This window comes from Martelella lutilitoris, assembly GCF_016598595.1.
Taxonomy (GTDB): Bacteria; Pseudomonadota; Alphaproteobacteria; order Rhizobiales; family Rhizobiaceae; genus Martelella; species Martelella lutilitoris_A.
Genome location: NZ_CP066786.1, coordinates 4,189,529 through 4,214,229 on the forward strand (window position 1 = coordinate 4,189,529; position 24,701 = coordinate 4,214,229).

The window sequence follows — 24,701 nt, forward strand, 5'->3', positions numbered from 1 at the left end:
TTTTCCTCCCTTGAGAAACGCTGTGCGCTTATTCTGCGGCTGCGACCGGCGCCTTGGCGCGCCGCGCTTCCTTTTCGCCGTGGGCGGCAAGCCCGTCGCGGAACCATTCGCCCTCGTCCCAGGCCTTGCGGCGGGCTTCGATGCGTTCGCGGTTGCACGGGCCATTGCCCTTGATCACCTCGAAGAATTCCGACCAATCCGGCTCGGAGAAGTCGTAGCCGCCCTTCTCCTCGTTCCAGGCAAGGTTCTCGTCCGGGATCGAAAGGCCCAGATATTTGGCCTGCGGCACCGTCTGGTCGACGAATTTCTGGCGCAACTCGTCATTGGTGTTGATCTTGATCTTCCACGCCATCGACTGGGCGGAATGCACCGAATCCTTGTCGGACGGGCCGAACATCATCAGCGACGGGTACCAGAAACGGTTCAGCGCATCCTGCGCCATCTCTTTCTGCTCCGGCGTGCCGAAGGCCATCTTCATCATGATCGAATAGCCCTGGCGCTGGTGGAAGCTCTCTTCCTTGCAGATGCGGATCATCGCCCGCGAATAGGGCCCGAAGGAGGTGCGCTGCAGCGGCACCTGGTTCATGATCGCAGCCCCATCGACCAGCCAGCCGACCGCGCCCATATCGGCCCAGTTGAGCGTCGGGTAGTTGAAGATCGAGGAATATTTCATGCGCCCGTCATGGAGCTTTTCCATCAGGTCGTCGCGCGAGACGCCGAGCGTTTCGGCGGCCGAATAGAGGTAGAGCCCGTGGCCGGCCTCGTCCTGCACTTTTGCCAGCAGGATCGCCTTGCGCTCCAGCGAGGGCGCGCGGGTGATCCAGTTGCCCTCGGGAAGCTGGCCGACGATTTCCGAATGGGCGTGTTGACCGATCTGGCGCACCAGCGTCTTGCGGTAGCCTTCCGGCATCCAGTCCTTCGGCTCGATCTTCTCGCCGCGGTCGATGCGGTCCTGGAAGGACTGTTCCTCCGGCGACATCTCTTCGCGGGATTTCATGCCTTCCGATTTTACCATCTGTGCATACATGGCTCTCAAGGCCTCCTTGGTCAGATCCGTTCGATAATCATGGCGATGCCCTGGCCGACGCCGATGCACATGGTGCAAAGGGCGTAGCGCCCGCCGGTGCGGTGAAGCTGGTTCGTGGCCGTCAGCACCAGACGGGCGCCGGACATGCCGAGGGGATGGCCGATAGCGATTGCGCCGCCATTGGCGTTCACATGGGCCGCGTCATCCGGCAGGCCGAGTTCGCGCAGAACGGCGAGCGACTGCGCGGCAAAGGCTTCGTTGAGTTCGATCACGTCCATGTCGGAAAGCGAAAGACCGGCAAGCTTCAGCACCTTGCGGGTGGCCGGAACCGGGCCGATGCCCATGACGCGCGGGGCAACGCCGGCAGCCGCCATGGCAACGATCCGCGCCTTCGGGGTCAGGCCGTTCGTGCTTGCCGCCTCTTCCGAAGCGATCAGCAGCCCGGCAGCACCGTCATTGACGCCGGACGCGTTGCCGGCGGTGACGGAAAGCTCCGGCGCGTTAACGCCCTTCAGCTTTGCCAGAACCTCGGCCGTGGTGCCCGGACGCGGATGCTCGTCGGTATCGACGACAACCGGGTCGCCCTTGCGCTGGGGAATGGTGACGGGGACGATTTCGTCGGCATAGACGCCGGCATCCTGGGCCGCCTTCCAGCGCGCCTGGCTCATGGCCGCGAATCGGTCCTGATCCTCGCGCGAAATGTTGTAATCAGCAGCGACATTGTCGGCGGTTTCCGGCATGGAGTGGGTGCCGAATGCGCTGTGGAACTTCCTGTTCTTGAAGCGCCAGCCGATGGTGGTGTCGTAGATTTCCGCCTTGCGCGAAAAGGCCGTTTCCGCCTTGCCCATGACGAAGGGGGCGCGGCTCATGCTTTCCACACCGCCGGCAATCATCAGGGCGCCATCGCCGGCGCGGATCGTGCGCGCGGCAAGGCCGATCGCATCCATGCCGGAACCGCAGAGCCGGTTGACCGTGGTGCCCGGCACGCCTTCCGGCAGGCCGGAGAGCAGCACCGCCATGCGCGCCACATTGCGATTGTCCTCGCCCGCCTGATTGGCGCAACCAAGAATGACGTCATCGACGCTTTCCCAGTCGACCTTGCCGTTTCTCTCCTGCAATGCGGAAAGCGGAACGGCCGCCAGATCATCGGCGCGCACGGCAGAGAGCGCGCCGCCATAGCGGCCCACAGGCGTGCGGATTCCATCGCAGATAAAGGCTTGCGCCATGAAATGCTCCTCCTTCGGCGGCAGTCGCCGCATCAAAACCCTTGCCCGCATGACGGCTGCTCGAGCCGCCTTCGCCGGGCGTCCGGCCGGGAACCCTCAATTCGCCGACCGATCGGTCACTTATATAGCGCATAAAACATCACGCAAAAAGAGATTTGTTCTATTTTATGTGATGTTTTATGCGGCAAGCGAAATAACAGATTGATTTATCTGCACTTAATTTCGAGATTTTCTTAGCCGCCGGGCATCCTCGCCGTCGGTTTCGAAAAACCGGACGTCTCCCGCCCAAGAGCCTGAACCATCGAGGTTTCGATGCGCGCCCTGCGACCAAATAGCGCCTGGGTTGCATTAAAACTTGACTATAAAAATCACCTTAATATAAAAGTTCCTACCTGCCATATGTCAAAGGAGCTTCCCATGAAGACCGTCTTGCCGCTCGGCATCGCTTCCCTCATCCTGGCCAGCGCAAGCATCGCCCATGCCGACCCGATCGAAATCACCGACCAGGCCGGCCGCGCAGTGGTTCTGGAGGAGCCCGCCGAGCGCGTCGCCTCGATCCCGATGCCGATGGCCTCGACGCTGATCGCGATCGACGGCGGCGTCGAAAAGCAGGTCGGCATGAACCCGGTTGCCAAACAGGCCGTGCTCGACGGCATTCTCGGCAAGATCTATCCCGAGGCAAAAGATATTCCCTCCGACATCACCGCGCCGAACTTCATCCCCAATGTCGAGGAACTGGCAGCGACCAATCCAGATCTCGTCATCCAGTGGGCCGATCGCGGCAATGACCTGGTCGACCCGATCACCAATGCCGGGCTGACGACCATGCTGATCTCCTACGGCACGGAAGAAAAGGCGCGCGAATACATGACCATGTCGGCCGTTGCCATGGGCCGCGACGACCGCATCGGCCCGCTGATCGAATGGCGCGAAGAGGTTGCCAGCGACATCGCCGACAAGGCCGCCGCCATTGACGAGGCCGACAAGCCGAAAGTGCTCTACCTGCTGCGCGCCCAGGAAACGCTGAAGGCGTCTGGCGCGAAGAACAATTACAACACCTGGTATATCGAGCTTACCGGCGGCAAGAGCGCCTCGGCTGACCTCGAGGCCAATGGCGTGACCATCAACCCGGAACAGATCGCCGCCTGGAACCCGGATGTGATCCTGCTCAACAATTTCGAGAGCGAGATTTCGCCCGAGCGCATCTATGAGGACCCGATCCTGTCGCTCACCAATGCGGCGCAGAACCACAAGGTCTACCGCATGCCGCTCGGCGGCTACCGCTGGGATCCGCCGAACACGGAAAGCCCGCTGACCTGGATGTGGCTCGCAGAACTCCTGCATCCGGATGTCTTCGACTATGATCTCCGCGCCGAGATGAAGGACGCCTATGCGAAGATCTACGATTACGATCTGACCGAAGACGACATTGACGGCATTCTCTGGACCGACCTCAATGAGGGCGCTGCCAATTACGATCAGTTCAAGGCCCAGTCATGAGCGATGTGACAGCCGGTGCCCGCCTTCACGGCGGGTCCGGCGCCTTGCGGGCCGGCGTCTTCGTCGGCCTTTTTGCAGCACTTTTCGCGGCCCTGATCTTTGCCATCGGCGCCGGGCGGTTTTCAGTCTCGCCCGGCCGGATCGCCGAGATCATCCTTGCCTGGATCGCCGCACCTTCCGCGCCGCTTGAGACTATCGACGAGCGGATCGTGCTGCTGGTGCGCATGCCGCGCGTTCTGATCGCCGCCGTTTCCGGTGCGGCGTTGGCTGTCGGCGGGGCCGCACTTCAGGGCGTCTTCCGCAATCCGCTGGTGTCGCAACAGGTGCTCGGCATCAGCCAGGGCGCGGCCTTTGGCGGCGCGCTTGCCATTCTGCTCGGCTATGCCGGGGTCACGCTTTTAGGTCTGGCCTTCATCTTCGGCCTTGCCGCCCTGGTCATCGTCGGCCTTCTGGCGCGCATCAACGGGCGCACCGAGATCGTCACCGTCATTCTCTCCGGCATGGTGGTCGGCGCGCTGTTTTCAGCGCTCGTCTCGGTGGTGCAGTTCGTGGCCGACCCCAACACCTCGCTGCCGGCGATCGTCTACTGGCTGATGGGCTCGTTTTCGACCGCCACATGGGCGCGGTTCTGGCTCGGGCTGCCGGGCCTTGCCGTCGGCATCGTCGCCATCTGGCTCTTCCGCTACCGGCTCAATCTTCTGGCGCTCGAGGATACCGAGGCGCGTTCGCTCGGCGTCAATCCGGACCGCGAACGCTGGTTCATCTTCGTCGCCACGGCGCTGATGACGGCGACTTCGGTGGCAATCGCCGGCATTATCGGCTGGATCGGCCTCGTCATTCCCCATGCCGCGCGCATTCTGGTGGGCGAGGATCACCGCGTGCTGATCCCGGCCTCGGCCATTCTGGGGGCCGCCTATCTCACCTTTGTCGATACGCTGGCGCGCACGCTGACCTCCGCGGAAATCCCGCTCGGCGTGCTGACGGCGCTGATCGGCGCGCCGGTCTTCGGCCTGCTTCTGCGCCGGCATTTCTCGAAAGCGAACCAGCCATGATCGGACTTGAAAATGCCAGCGTCGCCTTCGGTCACAACGTCATCTTCCGCGATGTGAGCTTCGAGGTGCCGGTCGGACGCACCATGGCGATCCTCGGTCCGAACGGTCGGGGCAAGACCACGCTTCTGCGCGCGCTTCTTGGTTTCCAGCCGCTGAAGACGGGTACGCGCACCGCGCCGAAGATCGCCGGCTATGTACCCCAGCACGGCGCCTCACAGGCGAAACTCTCCGGGCTCGACGTCGTCGTCATGGGCCATGCCGCGCAGATCGGGCTCTTCGGCCAGCCGGGGAAAGACGATATCGAAGCGGCTGAAGAGGCGCTGGAAATCGTCGGCGCCACGCATCTGGCAGGCCTACGCTATGACCGCATGTCGGGCGGACAGCGGCAGATGATCCTGATTGCCCGGGCGCTCGCCACCGGCTCGCCGGCGCTCGCCACCGGCTCGCCGGCGCTGGTCTTCGACGAGCCGACCTCGGCGCTCGACCTCGGCAACCAGTCGAAGACGCTCGATCTTCTGAACATGCTGCGAGAACGGCGCGACAAGGCGATTCTCTTCACCACGCACGACCCGAACCACGCGCTGGCAGCCGCCGACGACGTGCTGATGATGATGCCGGGCGGACACGAGGTGAACGGCACGGTGGAGGAGATGATCGTGCCCGAGGCGCTGGCGAAGCTTTACGGCGTCGACATGCGCTGGGTGGACCTGACGGGACCGGAAAGCGGCACCCGCAAGGCAGTGATACCGGCTTTTGCCGGAAGGGAATTTTCATGAGCGTTCTTTACGTCAAATCGGCCTATGAGGGGCCATCCGAGACCTTTCGTCAGGCCGAAGCCGAGGGCCTCCTAACCATCATCGGTCAATCCGATCTCAGCGCTCGGCATCTGGCCGCCCATGACGGCCTGATCACCGGCAATCAGCTTGATCAGAACGCCATGCTCGACCTGACGGCTGCGCTCAAAGCCTTCCTTGATCGCGGTGGTCGCTGGTTCTTCAATGGCCACATGCTGCGTCCGCTGGTCGATGGCATGGCGCAATATCGGCCGATTGCCGCGCCGAAGCGGCCTGATTTCGATCTCTCGGCCGTCAACGCCCATCCGATCTTCAACGGTATAGATCTGGAAAAGCTCGAGACCAACAAGAACGTCGCCGGGTTTTACGGACGCGGATGCAACCCGCCGCCGGACGGCGCCGTCATCGTCAACGGGCTCGGACCGGATGCCGTGCCGGTCGACTGGGTCTGGGCGCGTCCCGAAGGCGGGCGCATCTTCAGCCATGCGGGCAACGACCTTGCCACGATGGGGCGCGAATGGGACCTGCCGGCAACGCTTGCCGCGCGCATCATCGCCTGGGCCAACGGCGGTGATTGCGTTGATCCGCTGACGGCGACGCAAACCGCAGACGACTACCGCAAGCGCCTGGCCGATGCGGAGGACTATCCGGGCTTCCGGTCCGCGCCCGAACGGAAAAAACGCCTCGTTCTGCCCTCATCGGGTTGCTATTACCAGATCCGCAGCCTCGAAGGCCCGCGCTATGGCGACCTGTTCGACGTGATCACGACGCCGGAAGCGCTTGGCGAGACCTTGCGGCCGGATGATACGCTTTGGGTCCCCTGTCGCACCCCGGCGCAGCGAATGATCGCGCAGCGCCCCGTCATCGACCGGCATCTTGCCGCCGGCGGGACGGTGATCGCGCTTGGCGAAAGCCTCTCGCATCTGTGGCTGCCGAATGTCGCCTTTACCCTGACGCCGACGAACTGGTGGTGGTGGCTGGAGCCGGGGGCCGATCTTGGCGTCACGATCGCCGAGCCGGCGCACCCGCTGATGGCGGGGATGAGCGACCGCGACGTGACCTGGCACCTGCACGGCTGGTTCTCGCCGCCGGAAGGAGCCGAGGTGCTGGTGCGCGACGGCGAGGGCCGCGCGATCTTCTATATCGACGAGGTCTCGACGCCCGGGCGGATGATCGTCTCCTCGCTCGATCCGATGTTCCACCACGGTTCGCATTTCATGCCGGCGACGACGCGTTTCCTCGACCGGTTCGTTCCCAATCTGAAGGGTTTTCTCGATGCATGACACGATCACGGTCCGCGAAGGCGGCCGCGACCTCACCTTTTCCTTCAACGATATCATGGCCTATCACGGCGGCGGTTTTCCGGGCGGCGTGGTCCATGGCCTCAAAGCCATGCAGGCGGCCTTTCCGTTGCTCGATGACGCCCCGCTTGAGCGCCGCGAGATCTCGGTGCTGACCGCCTTTACCGGCCCGGGCGGACGCGATGCGCTGGAAATGGTGACGCGGGCGCTGACGGAAAATCGGCTCGCCGTCTTCCGTCCGCTCGGCGGCAAGGACGTGATCACCGATCCGCCGGGGCCTTATGTGTTCCGCTTTTCCTATCGGGGAAAACTGGCCGAAGCCATCATCAAGCCCGGCCATGTGCTGGAAGAATTCGTCCGCCTTGGCGGCAAGAAGGACAAGACGGCCGCGGAGACCAAACGCCACGAAACGCTGAAACGCGAAATGGCCGACCGGCTTCTGCCGCTGCCCGCAAGCGAGATCTACTCGGCGCGACTGATCGGCTGAGAACGCCATCGAGAAGCGTGCCGGTCATGCCCGAAACGGAGCGGAGCAACCGGCTGCGCTTTCCTTCGTCATAAAGCGCTTTTGACGCCCGCCGGAAAAGCAGCAGGCCTATCTGCGGAGGGCGTTTCGGAAAAAATACGGATCACCCTGGCGCGCATTGTATCCATGGGAAGCTCGGGGGCTTCCGCCGCGGGCGTCATGCCGGGCGCAAACCCCTCGGACTCAAACCGCTCGACGAGGCGCGCATCGCGGCTGATGACGTGGACGGGCACGGCGCGCGAGGCATCCGGTCCGGTGACGAGCGGCGCGGGCTGGTGATCGCCAAGCACGATGAAGACCGCGTCCTCGCCGAAGCGAGCGATATAATCGCCGATCGTCTGCAGCGCGTAATCGATGGTCCGGATATATTGTCGCCGCACCCGGGCGCGGTCGGACCAGACCACCGCCGGCGGATCTCCGCTTGTCGCCTGCCGGTCGAAGACGCTGCCATCGCCGACATCGGCCCAGTCGATCAGTTCGGGCACAGGCGTCCAGGGGGCGTGGCTGGAGATCAGCGCGATCTCGGCCATCACAGGCCGGTCGTCACCCGTGTGGCGCACCAGCCGGTCAAAGGCCAAAAGCGTGTACTGGTCGGGCATGGTCACCCAGTTGAACGGCTTGCCCTCATAGCCGAGATCATCCGAGGCGAAGATCGTGTCATAACCGTAATATGCCCCTTCCGGCCAGTCCATGGTGATCGCCGGCATGATGGCGGCGGTGCGCCAGCCGGCCTCGCGGAACAGCCGGTTGAGGCTCTTGCGATCGCTCATCATCAGCCGGTCATAGCGGGCCTGGTTGTCGACCCAGAGACCGGAGAGGAAGGTGCCATGGGCAAGCCAGCTGAGCCCGCCCATGGTCGGAGACCGGCTCCAGCCGCTGGCCACGGCAAATCCGGCCTCGCTCAGTTCCTCCTCCACAGCCTCCAGACGCGGGCCGATCAGCGGCGCATAACGGGGATCCTCAACCGCGCTGCGGCCATAGGATTCAATGAAGACCAACACGATATCGCGGCCCTCGACCGCCCGGAAGAGGGTCTCACTGTCCGCCAGGCCGTCGCTTTCGGCAAGCATCCGGTCGAAGTCCCGCATGTCGCGCATCGCCGTTGCGACCGCCTCGATGCGCGCAACGATATAGGCGGAGCCGCCCGCATCGGCATAGGACCGCGTTCCGGTCGCCGCACCCGCGCCCCACAACGCGAGCCCCACGGCGAGAACGCAGGCAAAGGCAAGCGCCATGGCGCGCGCCGCCCGGCCGGAAAGACGCGCCAGCGCGCGGGCGGAAAGGACGAAAAATGCCAGCACGGCAAGGAAGGCGGCCACCGCGCCGACAACCGCCAGCGATGCCGCCAGGGGGCCGACCGCGCCGGAAAACACGTTCCAGCCATCGGCAAAGATCCTGACGTCGAGATAGGGGTTGAAGCGACGCTGAAAGGCGGACTGCACGCCGATATCGCCAAGGCGCAGGAACAGCACGAGCCCAAGCAGTGCGGTGCAAAGAGCGGCGAGAAAGAGCGCGATGCGGCGCGGCAGCAGCACCAGCGCCAGCGCGAGAAGCGGGATTTCCACCGGCAGATGCAGGAATGCCCGCGGCGAGAAGGCGTGCAAATGATCCGGCAGGTTGAGCACGAAAAGGGCGATGAACGAAAAGACGAACGCCGCGCCGATCGTCCGCGCGGAAAGGTTCTGCTTGCAAGCCGGTCGCTCAGCCATCATGACTCCACCTTCCGCTCGTCCGGAAACCGCGTGCAATCGAAAGGAGCGGCTCTTGTCCGCATATGGCGTCCTTGCTGTGATCTTCTGTCTGGCGATCATCGCCGGGCTGGTGATCGCTGTCGACCCCGCAGACGTCGCGGCGGCTTTCGAGAATGTCACCGCCGCCCCGCTCGCGACCGCTCTCGTCATCGTGCAATTGCAGGTCGTCCTTTCGGCTTTGCGCTGGCGGTTTACGGCAGCAAGGCTCGGCCACCCTATTTCCGTGCCCCTTGCCATCGGCGAGTATTATATCGCCAGTTTCGTCAATCAGGTTCTGCCGGGCGGCATGGCCGGCGATGCCGTGCGCGCCTATCGTTCGCGCACGCAGGAGGGCTGGAAAAGGCCGGCCGCGGCGATCGTGCTTGAACGGCTTTCGGGACAGCTTGCGTTTTTCCTTGTCGCCGGCGCCGGCCTGTTCGCCTGGCCGCTGCTTCTGGCGGAAAGCCTGCCGCCCGGCTTCTATCGGCTGGTTTTCATCTGCACGGGTTTTCTGGCGCTTGCCGCCGGTCTTGGCCTGGTCATTGCCCGCAGCAGGCTTTTTGCCCGGTTCGAAACGCTCAAGCCCGATCTTGCCGCCGTCTTCTGGCGGCGCGGCGCGGCCGGCATCCAGTTCGGTCTCAGCATGCTGACGGTGCTGTCCTATATCGCCGTGTTCATGATCGCGGCTGATGCCACCGGCGCGCCGCTGCCGCCTGTTGCCGCCGTCACGGTCATCCCGCTTTGCCTGATGACGATGCTGATCCCGGCGGGCGTCGGCGGCTGGGGCACGCGGGAGGCGGCCGCCGCCGCTCTCTGGCCGCTCTTCGGGCTCACCAGCGCCGAAGGGCTTTCGGCGAGCCTGCTCTACGGCCTCATCTCGCTTTTCGGCGTTGCCCCGCAGGGATTGGTCCTGCTGGCGGTCACGCTCCGGCGCCGCCGCGCTCATGGCAAGAGATGACGCCGGCGGGCCAAGTCGATGACATCCACGCCGAAGGAATAGACGATCAGCCCGAGAGCGATCGCCGCAACCGCCGTTGAGAGGGGCGGCGCGACAATGGGCAGCAGGATGATGCAAAGCGCCGCCACCTGCACCACGCAGATCAGCTTGCGCCGGAAAGAGGGCGGGAGGGGCGCCTTCAGGAAGGGCAGACCGAGCTGCGCCAGCACGAAGCCATAGCGCATCGAGCCGATCGCCAGCACCCAGATGCCGGCCTTGCCGAGCAGGAAGGCCGCAACAGACAGAAGCAGGATCAGGAAGGCATCGACCTCCATGTCGAACCGCGTGCCAAGCGCCGACTGAAGGCGGGTGCGTCGGGCGAGGTGACCATCGACCCCGTCCAGCGCGAGCGCGCTCACGACGAGGATAACGAGCGCATAGAGCTCGATAGTCTCCGAGAGATTGCCGAAAAACATCGCCGCGCCGAAAAAGCTCACCATCGCCGCGCGGATGGCCGTGATGATATTGGCCGGACCGAAACGGGCATGGTCATGGCCGGGCAGCGCGTGAACCACCAGCGCGAAGATGACGAGCAGCGTGAGCGCCGACGCGACCACGGCATCAGGCCCCGTCGCAAGCCGTTCGGCCAGCACAATGAAGGCCGCGATCGAGACGACATAGATCGCCGAAAGCGTCGTCAGCGTGCTCTTGATGAGGCGGCGTTCCCGCGATTGTGCTCTTTCCTCGCTGCCCTCCTGAACAGGCAAGCGGAAATGGCGCAGATAGGGTCGCCCGGAAGTCGGCGGTTCAAGCGTGCTCATCTCGTCCTATTCCGCCGCGATCAGGCTTTCGAGCTCCAGGGTATGGCCGGCCCTCAGCGTCTTGGTGCGAAGATAGTTGACATTGTCGGTCGTGACCGTGCCGGTAACGCGGACATGGCCCGATACATCAATGCCGTTTGCACGCAGTCCGTCAATCTTCGTCGGATTGTTGGTATGCAGGACCACGCTGGAAATGCCGAGCAGGCTGAGCATGGCGGCGGCGGCCTCGTAGCGGCGGTGATCGCTTGCAAGGCCCAGTTCGGCGTCGGCGTCGATCGTGTCGAGGCCCTGATGCTGATAACCATAGGCGCGCATCTTGGCGCCGATGCCGGTGCCGCGTCCCTCCTGGTCGAGATAGACCAGCACGCCGCCGCCGGCGGCCTTAAGCTGTTTCAGTCCATTTCGAAGCTGGTCGCCGCAATCGCATTTGAGCGAGCCGGAAAGATCGCCGGTAATGCAGGAGGAGTGGATGCGCACCGGCACCGGCGCGCTGAGGTCCGGCTTGCCGACGATGATGGCGATCTGGTCCTTTTGCGCCAGCCCGCCGCGGAAAACGGCGAAGTCGGCGTCGCCGATCTCCTTCAGCGGCACCCGCGTGCGCACCACCTGCTGGAAATTCTGCCGGGCGCCCTCGCTTTGATCAAGCGTTGCAAAGTCGATTTCCTGGCAGGCGGCGAATCGCCCGTCTTCCGGCGCGATTTCGCTTGTCACCATAGCCGGCAGCAGGAGCGCAAGCCGCGCCAGTTCCTGCGAGGCCGCCGCCAGAGGATCGGCTTCCCTCCAGGCGGCGGGTTTCTCGGCGGAGAGCGCATAGGCAAGCTTCGAGGCCGCGTCAAAACCGATCCCGGCGAGCGGCACGGCGATGCCGCCCTTCGCGCGAATGCCGAGCCTCTCGGCCCGTTCGCGCGTCAGGAACAGGCTGTGGCGATTGTCGGCGGCGCGGGCGAACTGGTCGAACAGCGCCGGCGCGACGCAATCAAGCGCGAGCGCTGCGATCCGCCGCCCGCCGTCCCGCATGATGACGGGGCGACCGAAACGCAGTTCCGCGACGGCCCGCTCCACCTCGGCCTCGGGGGTAAGGGACGCAAAGTCGAAACTCTTGTCTTGCCGCATGCTGATCTCCTCCTCGGGCACTCTATCCGTCTGTTCGACAGGACGTCTCGGTCACCCGGAAAACGCGTTGGATCTGTCCGTATCAACGTTTGCTCTTCCCAAGTGGTTCAGTCTGCTGCACAAAAAACAGAAATTGAAGAGCAACTTCGCGTGATCCGGAACAAAGGCCGCGCCGTTGACGTCTTCGAACGAATGGTCATCGATTACGGCAGGGAGAGGGCAGTGTCAGAACGAGAACGGCAGCTTGAGGCACGGGCCTTGTGGTTTCCCGAAGCCGGGCGCGCTCTCTTGCGCGGCGAAAGGCTGAAGCGTCCCGGCGCCGACGAGGCGCTCGTCGAAACGCTTTTCACCGGGATCAGCCGGGGCACCGAAAACCTCGTCTTTCACGGCAGGGTGCCGGAAAGCGAGCGCGAACGCATGCGCGGCCCCAATATGGCAGGCGATTTTTCCTTTCCGGTAAAATACGGTTATGCCGCCGTCGGAAGGGTCGCCGAGGGCCCGAGCGATCTTTCCGGCCGGCTCGTCTTCTGCCTCCATCCCCATCAGGACCGATTCGTGGCGCCCGCCGCCATGCTTTCCCCCCTGCCCGAGGACCTGCCGCCGGAACGCGCGGTTCTCGCCGCCAATATAGAGACCGCGCTGAACATTGTCTGGGATGCCGGCATCCAGCCGGGCGATACGGTCGCCGTCTTCGGCGCGGGCACTGTTGGCGCTCTGGTCGCCTTCCTGGCTTCGTCCATTCCGGCAACCGAGACGACTCTGATCGATCCCAACGGAAAACGGGCCGCGCTTGCCGAAAAGCTTGGTCTTGCCTTCTCGACAGGCGATCACGCAGGCCCTTTCGATGTCGCCGTCAATGCCTCGGGGTCGGACAAGGCGCTTGCCGCAGCCATCGCGACAGCCGGACAGGAAGCGCGGATCGTCGAAGCAAGCTGGCACGGCAGCGGCAATGCCGCCATCCCCCTCGGCGGTCCGTTTCACGCGCGGCGGCTTTCCATCGTCAGTTCCCAGGTCGGCGCGCTGCCGCCCTCGCACCGCGCCCGCTGGACGTTTACGCGGCGCATGGGAAAGGCGCTGCAGCTTCTTGCCGACGCCCGCCTTGACGCGCTGATTTCGGGCGACACTTCATTTGAGGAGATCGAGGCGGCCTATTCCGGCATCCTATCGTCTCCCGACACGCTCTGCCACCGCATCCGCTATTGAGGAAAACCCATATGTTTGCTGTCGAGGTTCGCGATCACATCATGATCGCCCATTCTCTTCCCCGTCCGGTCTTCGGGCCCGCCCAGGCCATGCACGGCGCGACCTTCGTCACCGATGCGGCATTCTTCACCGCCGATCTGGACGAGGACGGCCTGGCGGTCGATATCGGCGCGGCGACCACGGTTCTGGGCGAGGTCTTGCAGCCGCTCAACTACCAGAACCTCGACGAAGTGGAGGCCTTTGCCGGCAAGGTAACGACAACCGAGGTGATTGCGAAATATATCTTCGACCAACTCGCTGAAGCGGTTGCGCAAGGCAAGCTCGGCCCGGGCAGCGACAGGATCCGCAAGATCCGGGTCACGCTGCACGAATCCCACGCCGCACGCGGCTGGTACGAGGCCGATCTGTGAGGCTTGTCTTCGCCTATCCCGGCGATCTTCAGCTTCGAACCGGTGGCTATGGTTATGACCGCCGGCTGATCGCCGCGCTTGAGGATGCCGGCTGGCAGGTCGATCTCCTGCCGCTCGGCGACGGTTTTCCCGAACCGGTGGACGGCGTCAAACGGGCGGCGGAGCAAGCGCTCTGCGCGCTTGCCGACGACACGCTGGTGATGATCGACGGCCTTGCCTTCGGCATTCTGGACGACTTTGCAGCGTGGCAAGGCGATCGACTGAAATTCGTCGCCCTGGTGCATCATCCGCTGGCGCTCGAAACCGGACTGACGCGCGAGCGGGCGGAAGCCCTGCGCAAGAGCGAGTCCCGCGCGCTCGAACATGCCCGCCAGATTGTCGTCACCTCGCCCGAAACGGCGCGGGAGCTGGAAAGGGGTTTCGCAACCAGCCGCGACAGGATTACCGTCGCCGTGCCCGGCACCGATCCCGCGCCGCAGGCACGCGGAAGCGGCGGCGCGGCGCATGTTCTTTCCATCGGCTCGCTGACGCCGCGCAAGGGGCATGACATCCTCGTTGCCGCGCTGAAACGGGTCGAAGACCTTGCCTGGACCGCGACGATTGCCGGCAGTCGCAACCTCGATGGCGGAACCGCTGCTGCGATCGAAAGGCAAATCGACGCTTTGGGGCTTGGCGGAAGGGTTCGCCTTGCCGGTGCGGTGGAGGAGACGGGCCCGCTTTATGCAGGGGCCGACGTCTTCGCCCTCGCCAGCCGCTATGAGGGCTATGGCATGGTCTTCGCCGAGGCGCTTTCGCACGGACTGCCGATCATTGCCTGCCGGGCCGGAGCCGTGCCCGACGTGGTGCCCGAGGAGGCAGGCTTCCTCGTGGAGGTCGATGACGTCGACGCCTTCGCCGCGGCCCTGCGCGCCCTGCTTTCCGATCCGGATATCCGCCGCCGCAAGATGGAGGCAGCCTGCCGCGCGGGAAGCGCCCTTCCCCGCTGGGACGAGACCGGCCTCATTGTTTCGGACATGCTGGAGAAACTGACATGAGTTTTGATGCCGACTGGCTGACCCTGCGCGAACCGGCGGACAGGGCCGCCCGGGACGAAAGGCTTGTCGAAGCATTTGCCCACCACCTTTCAGGCGCCGACAAGTCCCTCGTCATCGATATCGGATGCGGGACCGGCTCGACGCTTCGATGCCTGGCGCATGCCGTGCCCGCGGACGGGAACTGGCTGCTGCTCGACAACGACCCTCTGCTTCTCGCGGAAGCCGAACGCCGGAGCAAAGCGCAATCCGGGGTTTCCCTGCGCAGGCATGACCTCAACGATCTTGTCGGGCTGCCGCTGGAAGATGCCGCGATCGTCACCGCATCGGCGCTGTTCGACCTCTGCTCGGAGGATTTCTCGGCGCGGTTTGCCGAGCGGCTCGCCGTCTGTTCGGTCGGGCTTTACGCTGCGCTCAACTACGACGGCCGCATCGCCTGGTCGAAGGCTCATCCGCTGGATGAGGCCGTCGTCTCGGCCTTCAACCGGCACCAGCAGACGGACAAGGGTTTTGGCGTGGCGCTCGGACCCGAAGCGGCGGCGCGCCTTGCGGTTCGTTTCGGCAATCATGGTTTCCGGGTTGAAACGGCCGACAGCACCTGGCGCCTTTCAAGCGACAGCGCCCCTCTTCAGAAGGCCTTCATTGAAGGGTTCCGCCAGCCATTGCAGGAGATCGGCGGACTGACGTCGCGCGATATCGACGACTGGATCGCCTTCCGGCTCGCCGCCGCCGAGAAGCCCGGCAGTCATTGCATGGTCGGCCACACCGACCTACTAGCCCTGCCGGTCTGACAGCGCGCAATCGAAGAGGACATCGCTGCCCAGATTGTAGACGGCTGCCGGCGGGCGCAATGCGTCGGCAAGCCGCGCGACCGGCGGCAGATTGATGCCGCTCGGGCCCGCGCCGATGATCAGCGGCGAAATGGCGACATGCAGCCGGTCGACCTGTCTCTCTTCGACGAAACGGGCAATGGTGCGCGCGCCGCCTTCCACGAGAACACGATGAAGTCCGCGCGCGGCCAGCGCATCGAGAATTGCGCCCGTCGCCAGGCCCTTGCCGGAAGATTGCAGGCGGATCGTCTCGGCGTTGGGCAGGCCTTTCTCGGGCGCTGCGGCGCTCATCACCACGATCACGGGCGCGCCGCCGTCGTGAAACAGGCCCTCATCGCCACTGAGCGCGCCATTGCAATCGATGACCACGCGCACCGGCGAGGGGCCATCGACAAGCCGGACGGAGAGGCGGGGATTGTCGGCCGTCACCGTGTTGACGCCGACGATCACCGCGTCGACGAGCGCGCGGCAACGGTGAAGATGGGCAAGGCCGTCCGGGCCGGAGACATCCATCGCATCGCCCGAAGGCGTTGCGATCCGCCCGTCGAGCGACTGGCCGACCTGGGCGATGACGACCCGGCCGCTTGCGCCGGCGATCGGCCCGTAGAGTGCCATCGCCGCCTCGTCGTCCTCGCCCCTTTCTCCTTCGCGAAGGGAAAGAACCCGCTGCCAGACGGCATCGGTCATGTCGATTGTCTTCATGCCCTAGAGGATCCGATAGAGGGTGAAATCACGCCGAATCACGTGATGCATCAGCACCGCGCCCATGTGGAGCACGAACAGGACGGCGAGGATCCAGGCGCTCGCGAGATGGATCGCCGACAGCGTCCAGGCGATGTCTGGCGCCTTGCCGATCGGGCTCCAGATCGGCAGGACGCCGAACCAGCTGAAGGGAAAGCCATGGGCGTTGGTGGCAAGAAAGCCGCTCAACGGCATGATGATCAGAAACAGGTAAAACAGCCCGTGCACCGATGCCGCGGCGATCCGTTCGATCCGTGGTCCGTCTTCCTCCGGCTTGCGCGTCAAAAGCCGGTTGCCGACCCTCAAGAGCATCAACCACAGCACCAGGAAGCCGAGGCTTTCGTGGATCATGTAGAAATCGAGCGAGACCTCGTTCTTGACGAATTTGATGACCATGCCGAGCGGCCATGTCGCCAGCACCAGGACGGCAATCAGCCAGTGGAAGATGCGCGACGTCGCCGGATAGCGCTCCACTGAGATGGTTACTCGCGATGGATCGCGTGGTCCCGAAAGTTTGCCCAAACTGCCTCCCGATCCGCAAGGCGTGACCAACGCCATGCGCAAATGGATATCACCATGTCCGAAATACGCGCAAACGATAGCAGCGGATCGCAAAAGAGCAAGCTCGCCTCTGTCAGCCTCACTGGCGATCGACGCAGCCTCGGCCTATAAGGGGCAAACCGCGCTGCGGCATTTTTCACTGACGGCCTATCACAGGCAGGGGGACATGGGGAAAGTTTCAGGCCTTCGGCAGGGCGAAAGAGGCATGGTCCAGGATTTCCTGGGCGCAGGCAGTCCGCGCGCCAGCGGCTTCATCGTCACGCTTTACGGCGATGTCGCCGCGCCGCGCGGCGGCATCTTGTGGATGGGCACGCTGATCGAAAGCTGCGCGGCGCAGGGCATTTCCGAAAGCCTGGTGCGCACCGCCGTTTCACGGCTCGTCGAAAACGGCCGGCTGGCAGGCGAGCGCATCGGCCGCAAGAGCTATTATCGGCTGACAAAGGCGGCCGAGGCAGAGTTCTCCCGCGCCGCCGAAATCCTCTATTCGCCACCGCCATCGCCGAAACGCCTTCTGCTGGCGCTCGGCGCGCGCGACCTGCCGGACGGCTGGGCGCGGATCGGCCCGGAGGCGGCGCTTGCGCCGGAAGGCATGGCACGCCCAGGAGACTGCGCCATACTGGCGACGGAAACGCTTGCAGGCGTAGAGAGTCTTCCGGACCTTACCCGGAAGCTCTGGCCGCTTGAGGCCGTCGGCGCGGCCTATCGCGATTTCATCGAGAGATTTTCGCCGATCCATGCCGCGCTTTCCACCGGCGCGCCCCCTGACGGCGCCACCGCGCTGGCGCTGAGATTGCGGCTTGTCGATCATTTCCGCGCTGCGGCCCTTGCCGATCCGCGCCTTCCGGCGCAAGCGCTGCCGGCTGACTGGCCGGCGAACGCGGCGCGGCGGCTTTTCGTCACCCTCTATCTGGCGGTCACGACGCAGGCGGACCGTCATATCGGACTCGCTTTGCGAAACAGCGACGGCTTGCTGCCGGAACAGACCACAATGACGGATTTCCGCGTCAACGCCTTGCGCCGGGAATTTTCGACCTAGCGCATCGCCCCTTGTGCGTCCGATCGGACTCACGACGCCCAAGGCCTCTGACCGCAGAACATTTCAGCGTGGCCGCTTTTCCGCATGAAGCTCGCCCGTCGCCAGAACCGGCGAGGCGTCGATTCCCTCGGCGTCCAGCATGGTCGCGACCCGCTCGAGCGAGGCGATCAGTTGGGCCTGTTCCCAGTCCTTCAGCGATTCGAAAGCCTGGACATAGCGCTGCTGGAGGGCATCCGGCGCGCTTTCGACCATCGCGCGACCGGCATCGGTGACGGTGACATTGGTCTGTCGGCGATCTGTCCTCGACGGCACCCGCTCCACCATGCCGCGCGTGACAAGCTTGTCGACCAGCGTGGTGACGGAGGCCTGGCGGATGCCCATCTGGGTTGCCAGCGCCTTCGGCGTCACGCTGCCGCGCTCCTCCACGATCTGCAGCACGCGCAACTGCGCCGGCGTCAGCCGGGCCGACTGCGCCAGATCGCGTTCGTAATTTTCTGTGGCGCGGAGAATCCGCCTGAGTGCGATCAGGCTCTGATCAACGCGGTCAACGGGTGTCGTCGTCATGTCTCCATTATTGCACGAAGGAAAACGCCTTCAACAGCAAAAAAATCGCCCTAAATAATTAGCCATAATGAATCTTCCAAGGCCCTTGAGATTCATAGGCTTTCGGATGATTTTGCTGTTTTTGCTTATTTTTATGGTTTTGTGACGATGCCGACCTAAGGGTTGATGTTTCCGGCAGAGTTATTTACTTAGGAAGCCTAACTAATTGAAACGAGGTCATACGATGTCCCGGAATGTTGCCAAGCCCCGATCCAGCATGCCCCGCCTGCGCAAGCCCACTGCAGCGGACGGGGCCCAGATCTGGTCGCTCGTGAAGAGCTGCAAGCCGCTCGACGAAAATTCGATGTATTGCAATCTCATTCAGGCCGAACATTTCGCCGATACCTGTGTTGTCGCGGAACTCGACGGAGAGATCGTCGGCTGGATCTCCGGCCACCTCATTCCCGCCAGGCAGGAACTGTTCGTCTGGCAGGTTGCCGTCGGCGAAAAGGCGCGCGGTCTCGGCCTTGGCAAGAAGATGCTGTTCGAACTGATCGAACGCGATGTCTGCGACGACATCACCCACCTGAAGACGACCATTACCGAGGACAACGACGCCTCCTGGGGCCTGTTCAAGAGCTTCACGCGCGCGCTCGGCGGAAAGCTGGCCGACGAGCCGCATTACGAGCGCGACGTTCATTTCGACGGGCATCACGATACCGAGCACATGGTGACCATCACCCTGCCGGAAGCCCGCGCGCTGGCAAACGCCGCCTGAGCCAAGAGCCCGAACCCTTTTCCCGAACAATCGCTTCAAGCGAAAGGACGACTCATGCCTATGGACATGATCACGAACGATGTTTTCAAACGCCGCGAAAGCGCCGCGCGCTCCTATTGCCGCAGCATGCCGGCCACCTTCACCCGCGCCAGCGGCTCCGAAATCTTCGACAAGGACGGCAACCGCTGGATCGATTTCCTCGCCGGCTGTTCCTCGCTGAACTATGGCCATAACGATGCCGACATGAAGGAAGCGCTGATCGAGCACATTTCCTCTGACGGCATTGCCCAGGGTCTTGACCTGCACACCGATGCCAAGAGCGACTTCCTGAAGGCGATGGAAACCCACATCCTGAAGCCGCGCGGCATGGACCACAAGGTGATGTTCACCGGCCCGACCGGCGCCAACGCCGTCGAGGCGGCGATGAAGATCGCCCGCAAATCGACCGGCCGCACCAATATCATCGCCTTCACCAACGGCTTCCACGGCGTCACCATGGGCGCCCTTGCCGCGACCGGCAATGGCTACCACCGCGGCGGCGCTTCGATGGACACTTCGGGCGTGACGCGCATCCCCTATGACGACTATGCCGAGGGCGTCGACAGCGCGGCGCTTCTCGAGCAGATGCTTGCCGACCCGTCCAGCGGCGTCGACGAGCCGGCCGCGATCATGTTCGAGACCGTGCAGGGCGAAGGCGGGCTCAATGCCGCCTCTCCCGAATGGGTCCGCCGCATGGCCGAGATCGCCCGCAACCACGGCGCTCTGCTGATCATCGACGACATCCAGGCAGGCTCCGGCCGCACCGGTCATTTCTTCTCGTTCGAGGAAATGGGCGTCACGCCGGATATCATCACCATGGCGAAATCGGTTTCCGGCTTCGGCCTGCCGATGGCCCTGGTTCTGGTCCGCCCCGAACACGATGTCTTCGGCCCGGCCGAGCATAACGGTACGTTCCGCGGCAACACCCACGCCTTCGTCACCGCCCGCGTCGCAATCGAGAAATTCTGGGCCGGTGACGCATTCCAGACGGAGCTTGCGGACAAGAGCACGTTCCTGACCGGCGCTCTGTCGCGAATTGCCGCCGAAATCCCGGGCGCGACGCTGAAAGGCCGCGGTCTGATGCAGGGCGTCGATGTCGGCACCGGCGCGCTGGCGGAAGAGATTTGTGCCCGCGCCTTCGACAATGGCCTGATCATCGAGACCTCCGGCAATGAGGACCAGGTGGTCAAGGTCCTGGCGCCGCTCACCACCTCGGAAGAAACCTTCGCCGAAGGCTTCGACATTCTTCTTGAAGCCGTGCGCGAGACGATCGCGTCCAAAACCCAGATTGCAGCGGAGTAATTCAAAATGATTGTACGTGACCTGAACGACATCATGGAGAACGACAAGGACCGCGTGGTTGCCGACGCCAAATGGCGTTCGATCCGCATGTTGCTCGCCGGCGATGGCATGGGTTTCTCCTTCCACATCACCATTCTGGAAGCCGGCTCCGAGCACACGTTCGAATACAAGCACCATTTCGAAAGCGTCTACTGCATCAGCGGCAAGGGCTCGATCACCGATATCGCCACCGGCGAAACGCATCAGATCAAGCCCGGCGTGATGTATGCGCTGAACGAGCACGATCGCCACATCCTGCGCTCCGAGGAGGAGTTGGTGATGGCCTGCTGCTTCAATCCCCCGGTCACCGGCACGGAAGTGCACCGGGAAGACGGATCCTATGCCCCGGCGGAGGAAAATGCCTGAAACCATGGCCCATACAGTCGAAAAGATTGGCGGGACATCCATGTCCCGCATCAATGAACTGCGCGACACGCTGATCATCGGCGACCGCAAGAAGGACGAGCTTTACGGCCGAATCTTCGTTGTCTCCGCCTTTGGCGGCATCACCAACCTGCTCCTGGAGCACAAGAAGACCGGTGAAAACGGCGTCTACGCCGCTTTCGTCAACAACCAGAGCCATCATGGCTGGCATGACGCGCTCGATCGCGTCGCCGACGCCATGAAGGAAGCGCATTTCAAGGTGCTCGACAATCCGGCCGATATCGAGCGCGCCGATGCCTTCGTGCAGGAGCGCATTCTGGGCGCCCGCAACTGCCTGATCGATCTGCAGCGCCTTTGCTCCTACGGCCACTTCCGCCTGTCGGAGCATATGAGCCAGATCCGCGAACTGCTGTCGGGCCTCGGCGAGGCGCATTCGGCCTTCGCCACGACGCTGCTGTTGAAGCGCGCCGGCGTGAATGCCCGTTTCGTCGACCTTTCCGGCTGGCATGACGAGGGTGATCTGTCACTTGATGACCGCATCCGCCAGGGAATCGACGGTATCGACCTCAAAAGCGAGATGCCGATCGTCACCGGCTATGCGCAGTGCATCGAAGGGCTGATGAGCGAGTTCGACCGCGGCTATTCCGAAGTGACCTTTTCGCGCCTTGCCGCCCTTTCCGGCGCCAGCGAGGCGATCATTCACAAGGAATTCCACCTGTCCTCCGCCGATCCGGCGCTTGTGGGCGCCGATGCCGTGCGCAAGCTCGGCCGCACCAATTACGATGTGGCCGACCAGCTTTCCAATCTCGGCATGGAGGCGATCCATCCGAAGGCGGCGAAGACGCTGCGCCGGGCTGCCGTGCCGCTGCGCGTCACCAACGCCTTCGAGCCGAAGGATCCGGGCACGCTGATCGACGACCAGCCGGCCGACAAGCCCGGCGTCGAGATCGTCACGGGCCTGGAGCTTTACGCGCTGGAACTGTTCGAGCAGGACATGGTCGGCGTGAAGGGCTATGATGCGGCGATCCTCGAGGTGCTGACTCGTCACAAGGTCCGGATCGTGTCAAAGGTCTCCAACGCCAACACGATCACCCATTATGTCGACAGTTCCCTCAAGGTGCTGCGCCGCGTTGAGAAGGATCTTGCCGAGCGCTGCCCATCGGCCGAGGTATCCTCTCGCGCGATCGCCATGGCCTCGGTCGTCGGCCGGGATCTGAACGGCCTTTCGGTGCTGACGCGCGGCCTTCAGGCGATTGCCGCCGCCGGCCACGAAGCGATCGGCGCGAGCCAGGGTCCGCGCAATGTCGACGTCCAGTTCATCGTTGACCGCGACGCGCTCGATCCGGTCATCATCGCGCTGCACCGCGCGCTGGCCGAGCCGGAACGGCCCGCCCTTTCAAAGGCGGCGTGAGCCCCGGCAGGCAAGTCAACATGACGGAGAGGGGTGAAGGCCGGTCAGCACATGACCGGCCTTTTTTTCTCAGCGCGCCGCGCAGATGGTGGCGCGGCTGTTCGACCAGCACCCGCCCTTGCCCAGCTGAAAATCGTCGCCCAGCCAGCCCTGGGCATGGGTCGCGCCCGGCTCGCCGTTCCAGTGGCCCGAGGCAAAACCGTTTCCGTCGGGACTGAGCTCGGCAAAATAGTCCGGCATGTCATTCACGCGGTTGGTGTTGATCCAGAGCCTTCCGGACCCGTCATTTTCCATCCAGATCGGGCAGTCGCCGCGCCGGTCGATATAGGTCATGCCATCGACGATCAGCCTGCAGCTTCCCTGAATGACGGTGGGCTCCCTTGTCGGCGGGGAGGCGGGCTGAGGCGCCGGCTGCGCCGCCGCCGTCTGGCGGGCGGCGGCTTGGCGACCGCTGGCGCAATCGAGCATCATGTCGAGCGCGGCGGCGGAACCCGAAAGCGAATATTCCGGCCCGTCCGGCTCGAAATTGAGGTTCAGCCGGCTGCCGCGCTTGACCGCCGCGATGAAATCCTGGCCGACCGTGGCCGTGACGGCATCGGAAACCTGTTCGAAATGCGTGCGGAAGCCACGCCCGTCGACAAGGACATTATGCATGCCTTCCGCACGGCTGAAGTCGGAAACCAGACGATACTGCCCGTCGGAGAACTCGAACCGGATCATCCGGCCGAAATACTCCTGTTTCGAATTGTCGATCAGTTCGGCGTAGCAGACGCCGGGGATCAGGCGTTCGACCATCCATGTCTGGCCGCCGGCCGCCACCCTCGCTGCAAACGCGTCCGGGTTGTTCTGTGCCGGGCGCGGGTTTGACGGCGCGCTGCACTGCTCGGCAAGATCGGCGATATGCCGTCCGGCGCCGGTCACCGTGTCCTTCGTGTTGCGCATGCACCACGAAAAATGCATGTCCTTTTTGTCGTGCAGGCCTCGCCCGAAATCGAGACAGTCCGGATTCTTGATGATCGCCTCATGGGCGATCGCCGCCGAAAAGGCGGAGTACCAGTCACAGAAATTCTCATCCGTCGGTTCATCCGCCATCGCCGGGGATATCCCCACGGCGGAAAGAACCAGCAATGCGCACCCCAGAGATCGACCTACTGCTTTCATTGTTGTCGGGCCCCCTGCCCCTTTTTGAACAGCAACGGAAGCAGCTTGCCAGAAAGCCACCCTTCCTGACAGCGCAAACACGGAACTGATATTTGAAAGTTTCAGGCTTTGGTCTGCCGCGCGGGATCAGGGATCGGCGGCCTTGGCCCCGCCGGTTTCGGCGAGCGGCCCGACGGGAACCGAAATCTCGGCGATCAACCCAAAATGATTGGAGCCGAGACTTTCCTCCATGCGAGCGAGTGTGTCGATGTGCGCAGGCGGCCTGACAAGGATATGGTCGATCGGGAGACCGATCGAGGGCGCACTGACCGGCCAGGTTCGGGGTTCATGCGCATGGGAGCGCAGGCCGGTCGACTTGGCGAATGCCTGGATATCAGGAGAAAGCAGCGATGAATTGAAATCGCCTCCGAGAATGACCGGTCCCTCGACCGTCCTGAGAAGACGCCTCGCCAGCGCCAGTTCCTCTTGCTGGAGATCATCGAAGTAAGGCTTGGTCAGATGCATCGCCACGAGCGTGACCTGCCTGCCTTCGACATCTATCCTTGAACGGATGAAGCGATTGGACGCGAGCTTGCCAAGCGACATTGTGCTCACGTCCTGCAGCGGAAACTTCGAAAGGACAAGCAGGTCGTCGCCGAACCCCGCGCGGGCGCAGCCCGCGCAATAGGGATATGTTTCAGAGAGCGTGTCGAGGTGGCGCCAGATCGGGTTTGATTCCAGCGCATAGACGATATCGGCATCCTGGGCTTCAAGCCAGTCGGCGATTGCAGCCCCGTTTCTGTTGCTGTGAAGCATGTTGAATTCGATGAGCTTCAGCGTGACATGGGGCTGATCGGCGTCACGCCCGGGCTGCACGAGGCCGTAATGCAGCCAGCCGACCCAGGTCGCCATCCAAAGAGCGGCCAGCAGGGGCATCGCCGACCATGGCGAGCGGACGAGCGCAAGAAAGGCAAGGGAGAAGACCACTGCCGCGATGACGATATGCAAGCGCATGCCGCCGAAGAAGACGAATGGCCATGCATGCGACAATAACGGCAGTACGCCAAGCATGAGTGCAAGAACGGCGCAGATGCCGAACAGGGACCTGAGGAAGCACAAACTGAAATCCTGAAAAAAAGCGCATTAAATATCCGTTGACACTAGCATTCCGTCGGCGTGGCGGCAACGAGAAGGACGATGGCTCTTTTTGCCCGGCCTCCATGCTC

At 63.6% G+C, this 24,701-nt stretch carries 25 protein-coding genes; 15 read left to right on the top strand and 10 right to left on the bottom strand.

The features are described from left to right. Positions 1-28 precede the first annotated feature (28 nt). Entirely contained in the window at positions 29-1,027 is a 999-nt protein-coding gene (gene paaA, locus JET14_RS19770) for a 1,2-phenylacetyl-CoA epoxidase subunit PaaA (RefSeq protein ID WP_200335842.1), read from the bottom strand. A gap of 20 nt (positions 1,028-1,047) precedes the next feature. Continuing rightward, on the bottom strand, positions 1,048-2,253 hold the full coding sequence (pcaF, locus tag JET14_RS19775) for a 3-oxoadipyl-CoA thiolase (RefSeq protein ID WP_200335844.1): 1,206 nt from the start codon (positions 2,251-2,253) through the stop codon (positions 1,048-1,050). 417 nt (positions 2,254-2,670) lie between these two features. On the opposite strand from pcaF, the gene JET14_RS19780 reads away from it, so the two are divergent. From JET14_RS19780 to JET14_RS19800, 5 genes are read left to right on the top strand one after another with little or no spacing between them, the layout of a single operon-like run. Beyond that, complete coding sequence (locus JET14_RS19780; RefSeq protein WP_200335854.1) at positions 2,671-3,753, top strand: ABC transporter substrate-binding protein; 1,083 nt, start codon at positions 2,671-2,673, stop codon at positions 3,751-3,753. Beyond that, positions 3,750-4,805 (top strand): FecCD family ABC transporter permease, encoded by a 1,056-nt coding sequence (locus tag JET14_RS19785; RefSeq protein ID WP_200335856.1) that lies wholly within the window; start codon positions 3,750-3,752, stop codon positions 4,803-4,805. Before JET14_RS19780 ends, JET14_RS19785 begins: the two co-directional genes overlap by 4 nt. Beyond that, positions 4,802-5,581 carry an ABC transporter ATP-binding protein gene (locus JET14_RS19790; RefSeq protein WP_200335858.1) on the top strand — a complete coding sequence of 260 codons (780 nt, stop codon included), beginning with the start codon at positions 4,802-4,804 and terminating at the stop codon, positions 5,579-5,581. Before JET14_RS19785 ends, JET14_RS19790 begins: the two co-directional genes overlap by 4 nt. Beyond that, on the top strand, positions 5,578-6,882 hold the full coding sequence (locus JET14_RS19795) for a hypothetical protein (protein ID WP_200335860.1): 1,305 nt from the start codon (positions 5,578-5,580) through the stop codon (positions 6,880-6,882). Before JET14_RS19790 ends, JET14_RS19795 begins: the two co-directional genes overlap by 4 nt. After that, positions 6,875-7,387, top strand: coding sequence for a hypothetical protein (locus JET14_RS19800; RefSeq protein ID WP_200335862.1), 513 nt, complete (start codon positions 6,875-6,877; stop codon positions 7,385-7,387). The genes JET14_RS19795 and JET14_RS19800 overlap by 8 nt, the downstream gene beginning before the upstream one ends. A 68-nt stretch (positions 7,388-7,455) precedes the next feature. On the opposite strand, the gene JET14_RS19805 is transcribed toward JET14_RS19800, so the two are convergent. Beyond that, the gene (locus JET14_RS19805; RefSeq protein ID WP_200335871.1) at positions 7,456-9,135 is read right to left on the bottom strand and encodes a sulfatase-like hydrolase/transferase; all 1,680 of its coding nucleotides are present in this window, start codon (positions 9,133-9,135) and stop codon (positions 7,456-7,458) included. A gap of 55 nt (positions 9,136-9,190) precedes the next feature. Between JET14_RS19805 and JET14_RS19810 the strand changes: the two genes are divergently transcribed. Further along, positions 9,191-10,114 carry a lysylphosphatidylglycerol synthase transmembrane domain-containing protein gene (locus tag JET14_RS19810; protein ID WP_246750394.1) on the top strand — a complete coding sequence of 308 codons (924 nt, stop codon included), beginning with the start codon at positions 9,191-9,193 and terminating at the stop codon, positions 10,112-10,114. Here the strand turns inward: JET14_RS19810 and JET14_RS19815 are convergent. Together JET14_RS19815 and ribA are read right to left on the bottom strand one after the other, a co-directional pair. Continuing rightward, positions 10,099-10,914: a CDP-alcohol phosphatidyltransferase family protein gene (locus JET14_RS19815; protein WP_200335875.1), complete on the bottom strand. Its 816-nt coding sequence runs from the start codon at positions 10,912-10,914 to the stop codon at positions 10,099-10,101. The two genes, JET14_RS19810 and JET14_RS19815, sit on opposite strands and share 16 nt — an antisense overlap. Before the next feature lie 6 nt (positions 10,915-10,920). After that, positions 10,921-12,027, bottom strand: coding sequence for a GTP cyclohydrolase II RibA (gene ribA / locus JET14_RS19820; protein WP_200335877.1), 1,107 nt, complete (start codon positions 12,025-12,027; stop codon positions 10,921-10,923). A gap of 222 nt (positions 12,028-12,249) precedes the next feature. Between ribA and JET14_RS19825 the strand changes: the two genes are divergently transcribed. Genes JET14_RS19825 through JET14_RS19840 form a run of 4 tightly spaced genes read left to right on the top strand, consistent with a single transcriptional unit; the run spans position 12,250 to position 15,462 of the window. Beyond that, positions 12,250-13,230, top strand: a complete 981-nt coding sequence (locus JET14_RS19825; RefSeq protein WP_246750396.1) for a zinc-dependent alcohol dehydrogenase — start codon at positions 12,250-12,252, stop codon at positions 13,228-13,230. Positions 13,231-13,241: 11 nt separating this feature from the next. Next, the gene (locus tag JET14_RS19830) at positions 13,242-13,640 is read left to right on the top strand and encodes a 6-pyruvoyl trahydropterin synthase family protein (protein ID WP_200335879.1); all 399 of its coding nucleotides are present in this window, start codon (positions 13,242-13,244) and stop codon (positions 13,638-13,640) included. Continuing rightward, the gene (locus tag JET14_RS19835; RefSeq protein WP_246750398.1) at positions 13,637-14,674 is read left to right on the top strand and encodes a glycosyltransferase family 4 protein; all 1,038 of its coding nucleotides are present in this window, start codon (positions 13,637-13,639) and stop codon (positions 14,672-14,674) included. Before JET14_RS19830 ends, JET14_RS19835 begins: the two co-directional genes overlap by 4 nt. After that, the gene (locus tag JET14_RS19840; protein WP_200335880.1) at positions 14,671-15,462 is read left to right on the top strand and encodes a methyltransferase domain-containing protein; all 792 of its coding nucleotides are present in this window, start codon (positions 14,671-14,673) and stop codon (positions 15,460-15,462) included. Before JET14_RS19835 ends, JET14_RS19840 begins: the two co-directional genes overlap by 4 nt. Here JET14_RS19840 and JET14_RS19845 read toward each other — a convergent pair. Both JET14_RS19845 and JET14_RS19850 read right to left on the bottom strand, forming a co-directional pair. Then, positions 15,445-16,203 carry a RibD family protein gene (locus JET14_RS19845; protein ID WP_200335881.1) on the bottom strand — a complete coding sequence of 253 codons (759 nt, stop codon included), beginning with the start codon at positions 16,201-16,203 and terminating at the stop codon, positions 15,445-15,447. The genes JET14_RS19840 and JET14_RS19845 overlap by 18 nt on opposite strands. 3 nt (positions 16,204-16,206) lie before the next feature. Further along, positions 16,207-16,764 carry a cytochrome b gene (locus tag JET14_RS19850; protein WP_246750399.1) on the bottom strand — a complete coding sequence of 186 codons (558 nt, stop codon included), beginning with the start codon at positions 16,762-16,764 and terminating at the stop codon, positions 16,207-16,209. Between the two features lie 244 nt (positions 16,765-17,008). Here JET14_RS19850 and JET14_RS19855 point away from each other — a divergent pair, with 244 nt between their 5' ends. Then, entirely contained in the window at positions 17,009-17,839 is an 831-nt protein-coding gene (locus tag JET14_RS19855) for a PaaX family transcriptional regulator C-terminal domain-containing protein (RefSeq protein WP_200335884.1), read from the top strand. 63 nt (positions 17,840-17,902) lie between these two features. Here the strand turns inward: JET14_RS19855 and JET14_RS19860 are convergent, their stop codons facing one another. Next, complete coding sequence (locus tag JET14_RS19860) at positions 17,903-18,403, bottom strand: MarR family winged helix-turn-helix transcriptional regulator (RefSeq protein ID WP_200335886.1); 501 nt, start codon at positions 18,401-18,403, stop codon at positions 17,903-17,905. Positions 18,404-18,626: 223 nt separating this feature from the next. Here JET14_RS19860 and ectA point away from each other — a divergent pair, with 223 nt between their 5' ends. The 4 genes from ectA to JET14_RS19880 are packed head-to-tail and all read left to right on the top strand — an operon-like array spanning position 18,627 to position 22,335. Then, on the top strand, positions 18,627-19,160 hold the full coding sequence (gene ectA, locus JET14_RS19865; RefSeq protein ID WP_200335888.1) for a diaminobutyrate acetyltransferase: 534 nt from the start codon (positions 18,627-18,629) through the stop codon (positions 19,158-19,160). A gap of 60 nt (positions 19,161-19,220) precedes the next feature. After that, a complete protein-coding gene (gene ectB, locus JET14_RS19870) occupies positions 19,221-20,501 on the top strand; it encodes a diaminobutyrate--2-oxoglutarate transaminase (protein ID WP_200335890.1) in 1,281 nt (426 codons plus the stop codon). A gap of 6 nt (positions 20,502-20,507) precedes the next feature. After that, positions 20,508-20,906: an ectoine synthase gene (locus tag JET14_RS19875; RefSeq protein ID WP_024708691.1), complete on the top strand. Its 399-nt coding sequence runs from the start codon at positions 20,508-20,510 to the stop codon at positions 20,904-20,906. 40 nt (positions 20,907-20,946) lie between these two features. Continuing rightward, the gene (locus JET14_RS19880) at positions 20,947-22,335 is read left to right on the top strand and encodes an aspartate kinase (RefSeq protein WP_246750400.1); all 1,389 of its coding nucleotides are present in this window, start codon (positions 20,947-20,949) and stop codon (positions 22,333-22,335) included. A 69-nt stretch (positions 22,336-22,404) separates the two neighbouring features. Here JET14_RS19880 and JET14_RS19885 read toward each other — a convergent pair whose 3' ends face one another. Continuing rightward, entirely contained in the window at positions 22,405-23,427 is a 1,023-nt protein-coding gene (locus JET14_RS19885; RefSeq protein ID WP_200335894.1) for a hypothetical protein, read from the bottom strand. A gap of 195 nt (positions 23,428-23,622) precedes the next feature. Beyond that, on the bottom strand, positions 23,623-24,594 hold the full coding sequence (locus JET14_RS19890) for an endonuclease/exonuclease/phosphatase family protein (protein WP_200335896.1): 972 nt from the start codon (positions 24,592-24,594) through the stop codon (positions 23,623-23,625). Positions 24,595-24,701 lie beyond the last annotated feature (107 nt).